Source organism: Candidatus Bathycorpusculum sp. (genome assembly GCF_009778815.1).
GTDB lineage: Archaea > Thermoproteota > Bathyarchaeia > Bathyarchaeales > Bathycorpusculaceae > Bathycorpusculum > Bathycorpusculum hydrogenotrophicum.
This window is the reverse complement of the sequence record NZ_WRFL01000093.1, coordinates 1-7,017: the sequence shown is the minus strand read 5'-3', so window position 1 is coordinate 7,017 and position 7,017 is coordinate 1. Positions and strand designations below refer to the sequence as shown.

The following is a 7,017-nucleotide window of genomic DNA, read 5'->3' as shown; positions in this document are numbered from 1 at the left end:
CGTAGACAGCAAGAAGCTTTTAGTCGTGCTTGCAATCTAAATATCAAACGATTATGCTACCTAAACTATCTAGAAGACATTAACGCAAGGGAAAGCTGGTACAAATAATATTGTCCCAAAGCCGCTGGGAACGTGTAAAGAAGAAACAACACATAAATTGTTAACTATGTGGTTTCCGTTGTGTTTTTTATAAGATGATTTAATAATTTAACCTGACATACTAACCGTATTTTATTAATTAGCGTACAAAGCGGGTATAGTATGAATAAAATTGACAAAAATTTCAGAGCATACGTTCAGAGGAAAATGTCTGGTTTTTCACGTAAGGAAATTTATCTTTTTGCTTGGTTGTGTGCTATACGAACTTTGCCATTTCTAGGTGTAACTGGAAATTTTGATTACTGGAAAGATACCAAAGAAGGAGATAAACGACAGAAGTATTTGCTTGCAATGTTGAAAACATTAGACTTCCTTTATGTCGTTTCCCATACTGATGCCCTTGATGTAGATGTTGATGCCCGTGCTGGTCCTCATTTATACGTTGGCGCTAACAACTTGCATTCTGAAACCTACAATATCTGCGATTATGACTACGACACCGCCCGTGCAGACGGCTTTGCAAATATTGTTGCTCGTTGTGCTGATACCTGCGAAGATAAAAATTATCAACGTAAGATAAAGGTCATTTACTATGCGGCTCGGGTTATCAATGATGCTGCTACCGTCATCGATGTCGACATTACTTCCGCTCGTGTCGCTATCGCTACTGCTGCCGCTCACGCAGTAAAGAACTTAGGAATCGATTTATCAGAAATCCTGATGAGCGATTTAGAGTCTATTCTTAGCAGGCACTACTATTTTCGAGGTGATATCTACGACAGCTGTATGGATGTATGGAATAAGTTTGAAAAAGCTTTACATGATTTAGGTTTTAAATATTGGGGAAACTGGTATAACCGTATAACTGCTAATGGATGTACGCTTGATAAGGTTGATTATGTAGAGCTTCAAAGTCGGCTTAGTGCGCCTGATGACGTTATCGCACGAGATGGAGTGGCAGGTATTAACCGTTATGTTTTAGAGTTGAAGACGTTAGGTGATAAACGGCTTAATGAGACACGTGTTATTATTTTAGGTGATAAAGGCTCGGGTAAAACGTCTCTTGCTCGTCGCCTGAAGAATCCGTTCGCTCTAATGACTAACGAATTTGAGAGCACAGAAGGTGTGGACCTCACTGATTGGTACATTCCAGATGTAACTGGACAGTTTGATAGGGGGGTTAATGTTCATGTTTGGGATTTTGCTGGACATGTCATAACTCATGCGGCTCATCCGTTCTTTATGTCTAAGCGTTGTCTGTACATATTGTTGATTGACGGGCGGACTGAGAGTGGTAACCGTATTGAGTATTGGTTGGAGCAAATACACAATCACGGTGGGTCGTCTCCTGTGCTAGTTCTTGTTAATGTTAGAGATGCGCACCGTGTAGATATAATCGAAAATACTTTAAGAAATGATTTTCCTTCGATTAACTTTAGAGGTTTTTATCAAGCTAATATAAGTATAACTGGCGAACTGAAAATTTTCCGTCAAGTTGTTATGACGCTTTTGCGAGATAATCCGCTTTGGAAGAACCAAAAAATATACGCTCCTGAATATAAGGTTAAGGAGATCCTATGGAAAAAATTTGTGAAAGATAAGTTAGATTACATCGACCGAAAAACTTTCACTGAAATTGCCGAAAAAAATGGGTTTCCAAAAAACAAACACGAGCAGTTGCTGGAGAAACTTCGTGACTTGGGTAGTTGTATATGGTTTGATGATAAGGAATTACATGAACAGGATACAATGGTGTTAAATCCCAGTTGGGTCAGCTATGGAATATACCGTTTAATCAACTGGGGATTAACTCATGAAAAAGACACACATGGTGTACTTTCTATTTCAAATTTTAATGCAGCATTTACAGGGAAAGATAAAAACAAATATGACGGAAAGGAACGTTTTCTATTCAAGTTAATGAAAGCGTGCAAGTTGGCTTTTTCCGAAAACTCCACAGAAATTTTTGTGCCGTTGTTACTTCAGACTGATCGTCCAAAGGACGGCATTCCCAAATTTATTTTTGGCACGCAATTACGGATGGAATGCCAAGCAAATCATACTTTGCCACCCTACACAGTGGCACGCCTAGCTGTAGTTCATTCGAAGGAATTGGTTATAGCTAACTCTTGGCGATTTGGCGCGGTGCTTAATTGGAAAACAGATACAATGGCTCTTGTGGAGGAGAGTGCATATAAGCGTTCGATAACTGTATACGTCAGTGGACCACATCAGACAGAGTACTTATCTGAACTTCGAGAGACTCTAAAACTCATTTTTAAAGAGGCTAATTGTAGTTTTCCTGAATTAACCTACGAAATGCTTTATCCAGTAGAACAACAGGGCACAGCTATAAAACCAATTTTGCCTGAAAAAGGTATTTTACTCTCTGAAAGAGAAATTGTAAATAATGTAAATTCCAAACGAAAATTAGCTATTGGTAGCCGTGGTAATCGTCAAAAGATTGATCTAAAACTAACAAAAGAAGCTTATGATCTGCCTTATGATCTTCAAAATGAAAATAACCTGAAAGAGTCTATCCCAAGACAAATAGGAATTAGCTTATTAAGTAATTTAATTTGGGTGCTTCTTGGAGTAATAGGTTTGGCACTATTAGTTGCAGTCGGTATACTACACATCGGTTGGGAAGAAATAATAAAATATCTTTTTGGTGTGTAGAACCACTTATTTGTCAATTAAAAATGTGTAGTAGTCAAAAGTAAAAGAAAACTACTGTGTACATAGCTGTGTGTCTTGTGTAAATTGTTTCTCGTTTGATAGTGTGTAATAGGGTAAACTGAATTTACACTGTTTTTTATCCTGAAAATTTAAAAAAATGGAAAATTAGCGAGAAGGAGCGAGTGTTATGGCGATATCGCCATGAACGGTGAGGTTCGAATCCCCCATACTCTGCAATTACACAGGGAGTTTAACCCACACCCAACGCATCTATACAAGAATTGCCCAAGTCACCAACCACACACCATACACCATTCAGACTATCAGACTTTCTAACTCACTAGCGGTGTTGCAAAAAATACACAGTTACTAAAAGTGATGCAGATACCCTACAGGTACATACAACCCAGAATTTTCTAAACGCACACCAGAAAACCAAAGAAAAAAGTTATGAGAAACAAAACAAAAAAAAGAAAAGCAATTCCAAGAACGTATTACTACGCATTCTTGAAACTAAGCTTGCCGTTGTTGACCGTTATCACGCTGTCTTTGCCCGAATTGTTCCAAAGCTGTTTAGTGGTCACGCTAGTCTCGCCAGTATCAGTTTTAATTATGATTGCCTTATCAACATCTTTGAACCAGTTCGCACCAACATACATCTCCACCGAAGAAGACAATCCGCACAAATCAAAAACAACCGTCTTATCCGGAGCAGCCAAAATGGCAATCATTTGCTCTTGCATCGGCCTTAATGTAAGTACACCATTAACGACTTCAAACGCTATTTCGACACCGTTTACGATTATAGTGTTGTCTGAAGGTAATTTCGGTATTACTTCAGTGCGTGTTTCACCGCAACGTCTACAGGTGTAAGACATCTCACCCTCAGTTTCATGAGTAGCAGGGATAGTAACTACGCCATCAGCCCAATCATGACCAAGAACAGAAATTATCTCAGTACGTAGCACTTTGCCACACAACTCACAGTAATAGGTCATCACACCAGCCGTTTCACAGTCAGCAGGAGTAGTGACTACGCCTTCACCTTCAGAGTGCCCAGTAGCCGGCACATAATCATCGTCTTTGGTTACACTGCAACGGGCACATTCATAAACAGTATAACCTTGCATCTCACAAGCCGAATCAACGACTTCTTTTACTTTCCAATCATGCCCAAGTACAAAGGTGTAATCACCCTCCTTGGTTTCACCACAATAGGAGCACTCATATACAGTATAGCCTTGTTCCTCACAAGTCGGCTCAACAACAGCCCTTATCACCCAAACATGTTCATGAATATTTACCATAACAGTGAAATCGGCAGTTTTTGTTTCACCATTTTCGGTATAACTGATTGTAACAGTCTGCATACCTACACTGTCAAGCACTGCACCATCCACGGGGTTTGTTGTATAGCTTGTAACTGGTCTTGTGTCACCGTTACTATATGTTGCCGTTACAATCATGCCAGAAAGATCAAGAACCTCGCCCTCGACATAAACTATTTTTGAGGGCATTGAAGTAATGGAAATGCTCTCCAGCACAACCTCAGAAGTTGCCATAAATCTCGCCACAAGTACCCTATTCGTTGTTACGGTAAAGCTGTATTCCACATCTCCATTAACTTTGATGTTAATTTCATACCATCCATCAAAACTGTAACCTATATCCGGTGTTGCTGTTAAAGTAGCAACACTGTTCGCATCAAATGTACCATCACCTGATACAGTACCACCTGTGTCTGCTGTGACAATAATCGTATATTGAACTGGGATTTCTGTTCCATCTTCTAACACTTCTGCAACTACATGACCGTCTTCATTTATAACAGATAGTTTCACATCTGCTACATCGACATCACGGACCGTTTGAACAGTTGAACTCAAAAGTTTGCCTGCAAATAAGTTCACTGTTTCAAATTCTTTCTGTACCAGCATCGCCCAAGTGTCAGGATCAGCGTAACCTATAACATAATTCATGACACCCGTATCAGTACCAACCATATTGAATACATATTCATCTTCAAAGGGTAGTATGAAGTGTTTTTCATCACCATTTAACCAAGTAAATACCCGGGTAGCAGTAATACTTTCATCAACAACGTCCCTAACTACTCGTCCAAGAAGTACACCAGAAGTACTATATACTTCAACATCAACTGGGCATCTTATAGAAACTATCATAACACGCCCCTGACTGATAGGCGTTTGTTCCAAAAGCAGAAAGGACATATAAGTTACGGGTGAATGTGCATACTTCCACTGAGCCCCTTGTAGTACAGATGCAGTAACTGGATTCGGTAAAACGACGCGAGACCTAGCCTCCATAACAGCTTTCAAATCTTTACCACTTGTCAACTCTGTAAATTTGTTATACATTCCAACGATGTTTTCCCGATGGAACCAACTGGTCGAACCAGGTTTCTCAAAAAAAGGCGGCACGAAGCAGACTAAGTCTTCTTCATTACATATATTAAAAATATTTTGGTACACTGCATCATTGGCTTTTTTCTCTAGAGAGTTTGGCGTTGCAAAACAATAGACAAAAACATCCCGCGGATCTACTCGGGATGATAATTCTACCCCAATAAGATTGCCAACGGCAGCACCTCTACTATGTCCAGTAACAAGGATTTGCACGCGTTGTGTAGAAACAAAATCAGTGTTGCTAAGATAAGCATTTAATTCATCGTTAAAAACACGATCAGCTGCTGACTTAAATCCTCTAGCAAGCAAATCAAGATTACTTTTCCATTCTGCATCGTCATGTGTTCCTCGCAATACAACTGCGACAACAGTTGTATCTTCATTAATTTTTTTGCTGGCTATAGCATATGCAACTCTATCCCTGTCATCGCCCTCGATAACGCGATAGTCTTTACGTATACTATCAGGATTAAATCCAAAAATTTTTAACGACCTTTCTACACGTGTTTCGTCATATGCTGCATTGGCAAGCACAAGCGATGCAACCGCTAAATCATTGTTGTATACCGTTGCACTTTTGCTAAAATAGCTATCACTCCAAGGGATACTCAATTGCACATCTGTTTCTAAACCAGACACAGCAGGCCAAGTAGAAACAGCAGGCACATCAGGTAAGCTAATGTGAAAATCTACGGTAACTCTTTCCACGCTATTTTCCATATTAAAACTTCGCAGATACGGATATCCGTCATTTATGTCAAAATCAAACGCCCAAACGTTTTCAAAATCCCAGCCAACAAAGGTAGTGAGTTGTATTAACTCTCTCTGCGTCCGAGCCATGTTCGCTCCACTTGCGGGATTGCTACCAACGCTCAATGTCGCCGTGCCAGTTAGGTGGTAGGAACTTGTTATTGCGCTACTAATAACCTCACCCGCAATGCCGCCGAAATAACTGTTGGCCAATACCATGCCTGTGTTGTAGCAGTTTGTTACCGCGCTACCAAATACATTTATGCCCGCAATGCCGCCGACTTGAGTTCTACCAGTCACAGTGCCTGTGTTGTAACAATTTATTATCGTACAATCAGTATTTGTTCCTGCAATACCGCCAACAGTCTTGTCGTTACCTGTCACTGCGCCTGTGTTGTAACAATTTGCTATCGAACCGCGACTACTATATCCCACAATGCCGCCGACGTCCCAACCACTGACCGTCACGCTCGTCACCGAGCCTGTGTTGTAACAATTTGCTATCGAACCGTCTATACTTATCCCCACAATACCACCAACTTGGGAACTGCCCAACACTTTACCTGTCTTGAAACAGTTTGTTATTGTACCAGTATTTCCTCCTGTAACACCGCCGACCCATTGTACCCCCCATATAGTGCCTGTGTTGTAACAGTTTGTTACCGCGCCGACATTATTTCCCGCAATGCCGCCGACACGATTATTGCCGTTGATATATGACACAATAACCCCTACATTTCGTATCGTTCCGATCGAGTTACCAAACAGCCCTTGATAGTCCCCAGTAGTGTCTATGTATAAACCTTGAATTAGATGATCATCACCGTTGTAGATTCCGGCGAAGGCATTTCCTAAAGCGCCTATTGGCACCCATTCATTTGCCAAACCGTTTACGCCTACAATATCGCCGTTTGCATCACTTAGAACCTGTATTCAATAAGTTTTTGAGAGTGTTCACTTATAGATAATTTTATGTGATGCTGTACATATATCGCCAAACAAGGTTAGTTCGTATGGTGCATTGCAAAAAATGTTTGTCTGAAAAAGTCGCCAAGGGCGGGTT

2 protein-coding genes are annotated in these 7,017 nt (G+C 40.4%); one reads left to right on the top strand and one right to left on the bottom strand.

Annotated features, from left to right (window positions below):
* The first annotated feature begins 261 nt into the window (after positions 1-261).
* Positions 262-2,778, top strand: coding sequence for a COR domain-containing protein (locus tag FWF39_RS11505; protein WP_343383583.1), 2,517 nt, complete (start codon positions 262-264; stop codon positions 2,776-2,778).
* A 497-nt stretch (positions 2,779-3,275) separates the two neighbouring features.
* Here the strand turns inward: FWF39_RS11505 and FWF39_RS11500 are convergent, their stop codons facing one another.
* Positions 3,276-6,839 (bottom strand): GLUG motif-containing protein, encoded by a 3,564-nt coding sequence (locus FWF39_RS11500; protein WP_343383582.1) that lies wholly within the window; start codon positions 6,837-6,839, stop codon positions 3,276-3,278.
* Positions 6,840-7,017 lie beyond the last annotated feature (178 nt).